This window comes from Pseudomonas sp. 24 E 13 (assembly GCF_900004715.1).
In the GTDB taxonomy this organism is placed as follows: domain Bacteria; phylum Pseudomonadota; class Gammaproteobacteria; order Pseudomonadales; family Pseudomonadaceae; genus Aquipseudomonas; species Aquipseudomonas orientalis_A.
In genome coordinates, this window is sequence record NZ_CVTO01000147.1 from 1 (window position 1) to 3,183 (window position 3,183).

The following is a 3,183-nucleotide window of genomic DNA, read 5'->3' on the forward strand; positions in this document are numbered from 1 at the left end:
CATGGCACGGGCGAACAGCAGCACGTGCGCTTCACGCCCTGGCGAATGCCCATGGGCCGGGCCATCCAGAGCAATCACCGAGTAGCCGCCCTCCACCAACGCCGTGATCAGGCTGGCGAATTGCGTAGGCCGGCCTTCCCAGCCGTGCATCAGCAACACCGCCGGTCCTTGCCCCCAGCGCAGCGCCGAGAGGCCAAAGCGCAAGGTGATGCGCTCCGATTGCGCCAGCACCGGCAGCTCCCACGCCCGTGGCGGTAGCTCACGGGGCGTCATGAAGGTGCGGCGCATTCGGTTGGCCACCGTTTGCGGCGCGAGTCGGCCGACCGTGCCGTTGAAACCACGAACCCAATTCAAGCCGCCCATGCCCTGAACCCTCTTTCAGCGTACCGCCGACTTGGCGGCGCGCAGCACACGATCGGACAGCTCCCCGGGCCCCAGGGCCCGCGCCAGCGTCAGGCCGCCGACCATCAGCGCCATGTCGGCCAGGGCCTTGTCGGTATCTTCCGGCGTGGCCGCCAATTGGGCGGCCATCAGCTCGCAATGTTCGCTCAGTGCCTGGCGGAACGCGTCCGGCAAACGGCCCATTTCGCCAACCGTCGCAGGCAGCGGGCACGCCTCGCCGGTGGAGTCCCGGTGCTTGCGCGACAAGTAAAACGCCGCCACCAGGCTTCGGCGCTCTTCGCCGGTCAGTTGCGTGTCCAGGTCTTCTATCGCCGCGCGGCGCTTGGCCAGCAACTGGGTGAAGGCCTCCAGCATCAGCGCATCCTTGCTCTCAAAGTGCGCATAAAAACCGCCGACCGTCAGCCCCGCCGCCCCCATGACTTCGCCGACACTCGGTTCAGCCGGGCCACGCTGGATCAATGCCGCGCTGGCGGCCTGCAAGATGCGTTCGCGCGTTTGCGCTTTTTTATCGCTCATCAAAGCCTCCGTCTCTCATGGGTTTAATATTATTACCATAATAATATTGCGCAAGCGACAAGCATGACCATTGGTCAGAACAGAAGAAAGGAAGTGGAGAAAGAATTGGCCGAACGCCAGACAAACAAAAGGGCCATTCAATAATTGAATGACCCTTAAAAATCCCGCAGAGCGGGTAATCGTGGCGTCCCCTAGGGGACTCGAACCCCTGTTACCGCCGTGAAAGGGCGGTGTCCTAGGCCACTAGACGAAGGGGACACAAACCTTCTGTACAANTGATCNGNGCTGAGTNCCGATCGATTCAAGGACGGTGTGGCCGNNACCTTGAACCTGTAAATTGGTGGAGCTAAACGGGATCGAACCGTTGACCTCTTGCATGCCATGCAAGCGCTCTCCCAGCTGAGCTATAGCCCCTCATCGGTGAGGACGGGGCGAATCTTAATGGCGGTTTCGAAACGTGTCAAATTTATTTTCAACAATTTTCAAAATTTTTTGCCGGGATAACAATCACTTACCGACGAAACCCCGGAAAACCGGGGTTTCGTCCTTACAGCCGTGCGCTTAAGCGATAGCGCCCAGCAGCTTTTCCCACTCTTTGTTTTCTTTCTTCGAAACACCACCAAGCAAATCAAGGGCTTGGCGCAGACGGAAACGCGTGAGGTCCGGGCCGAGGATTTCCATCGCGTCGAGCACCGACACTGAACTGGCCTGCCCGGTAATCGCGGCAAACATCAACGGCATGGCATCACGCAACTTCAGCTCCAGCGACTCGACCACTGCCTGGATCGTCGCGGTGATCGCATCCTTCTCCCATTGGCGCAGGCTTTCGAGCTTCCACAGGATCAACTGCATCAACTGACGCACCTGGTCACCGGAGAGCTTTTTCGATTCAAACAGCTTGGCCTCCGGGTTCACGCCACCGGCGAAGAAAAAGCTGGCCAGCGGTGCGACCTGGCTGAACGTTTCCACCCTGCCCTGCACCAGCGGCGCTATCTTCATCATGTACTCGGGGTTGAGTGCCCACTGCTGCACACGACTGGCGAACTCTTCTACCGGCAAATCACGCAACCACTGGCCGTTAAGCCACGACAGCTTCTCGATATCGAAAATCGGCCCGCCCAGGGAGACGCGGGACAGGTCGAAGTTATCGACCATTTCCTGCAGCGAGAATTTCTCGCGCTCGTCCGGCATCGACCAGCCCATGCGGCCCAGGTAATTGAGCATGGCTTCGGGCATGAAGCCCATGCGCTCGTAGAAGGTCACCGACGTCGGGTTCTTGCGCTTGGACAACTTGCTCTTGTCCGGGTTACGCAACAGCGGCATGTAGCACAGCTGCGGCTGCTCCCAGCCGAAGTATTCATAGAGCAGGATCAGCTTGGGCGCCGACGGCAGCCATTCTTCGCCGCGCAGCACATGGGTGATGCCCATCAGGTGGTCGTCGACCACGTTGGCCAGGAAGTACGTCGGCAGGCCGTCGGTCTTCATCAGCACCTGCATGTCCATACGGTCCCACGGAATCTCGACATCACCGCGCAGCATGTCCGGCACCACGCACACGCCTTCGCTCGGCACTTTCATGCGGATCACATGGGGCTCGCCGGCGGCCAGGCGCGCGGCCACTTCCTCTTTGGACAACAGCAGCGCGCGGCCATCGTAGCGCGGTGTCTCGCCACGGGCCTGTTGCTCGGCGCGCATCTGGTCCAGCTCTTCGGCGGTGCAGAAGCAGGGGAACGCGTGGCCCATGTCCACCAGTTGCTGGGTGTACTGCTTGTAGATATCGCTGCGCTCGCTCTGGCGATACGGGCCGTGGGGGCCGCCGACATCCGGGCCTTCGGCCCAGGTAATGCCCAACCAGCGCAGGGCATCGAAAATCTGCTGTTCCGACTCACGGGTCGAGCGCAGTTGATCGGTGTCTTCGATCCGCAGGATGAATTCACCGCCGTGCTGCTTGGCAAAGCAGTAGTTGAACAGGGCGATGTAAGCAGTGCCGACGTGGGGATCCCCAGTAGGCGATGGCGCAATGCGCGTGCGGACGGTGGTCATGGCAGGTCTCGAATGGGCGATGAAACTGAAAATTGAAACAAGGGGCGAATGGTAACAGCCTGGGGGATTTCTGGAAAACCGAGGCGCGGCCATCGGGGGCAAGCCCCCTCCCACACTTGACTGTATTCACACATCAACAGGTGGGAGGGGGCTTGCCCCCGATGAGCATAGGTATCTACACAACTCAGCAGCGCCCAACCGTAACCACGATGCGAAGCGAGC

2 protein-coding genes, 2 tRNA genes and 1 pseudogene are annotated in these 3,183 nt (G+C 60.4%); all 5 read right to left on the minus strand.

Annotation, left to right across the window (positions count from 1 at the left end; all coding sequences use genetic code 11):
- A pseudogene (locus BFP90_RS20795) lies at window positions 1-363 on the minus strand (alpha/beta hydrolase); the annotation flags it as partial.
- A gap of 15 nt (window positions 364-378) precedes the next feature.
- Window positions 379-918: a TetR/AcrR family transcriptional regulator gene (locus BFP90_RS20800; RefSeq protein WP_065894095.1), complete on the minus strand. Its 540-nt coding sequence runs from the start codon at window positions 916-918 to the stop codon at window positions 379-381.
- A 182-nt stretch (window positions 919-1,100) separates the two neighbouring features.
- Window positions 1,101-1,176: transfer RNA gene (locus tag BFP90_RS20805), tRNA-Glu, on the minus strand.
- Between the two features lie 80 nt (window positions 1,177-1,256).
- Window positions 1,257-1,332, minus strand: a tRNA-Ala gene (locus tag BFP90_RS20810).
- A 147-nt stretch (window positions 1,333-1,479) separates the two neighbouring features.
- Complete coding sequence (gene gltX / locus BFP90_RS20815) at window positions 1,480-2,961, minus strand: glutamate--tRNA ligase (protein ID WP_065884120.1); 1,482 nt, start codon at window positions 2,959-2,961, stop codon at window positions 1,480-1,482.
- Between the last annotated feature and the right edge of the window lie 222 nt (window positions 2,962-3,183).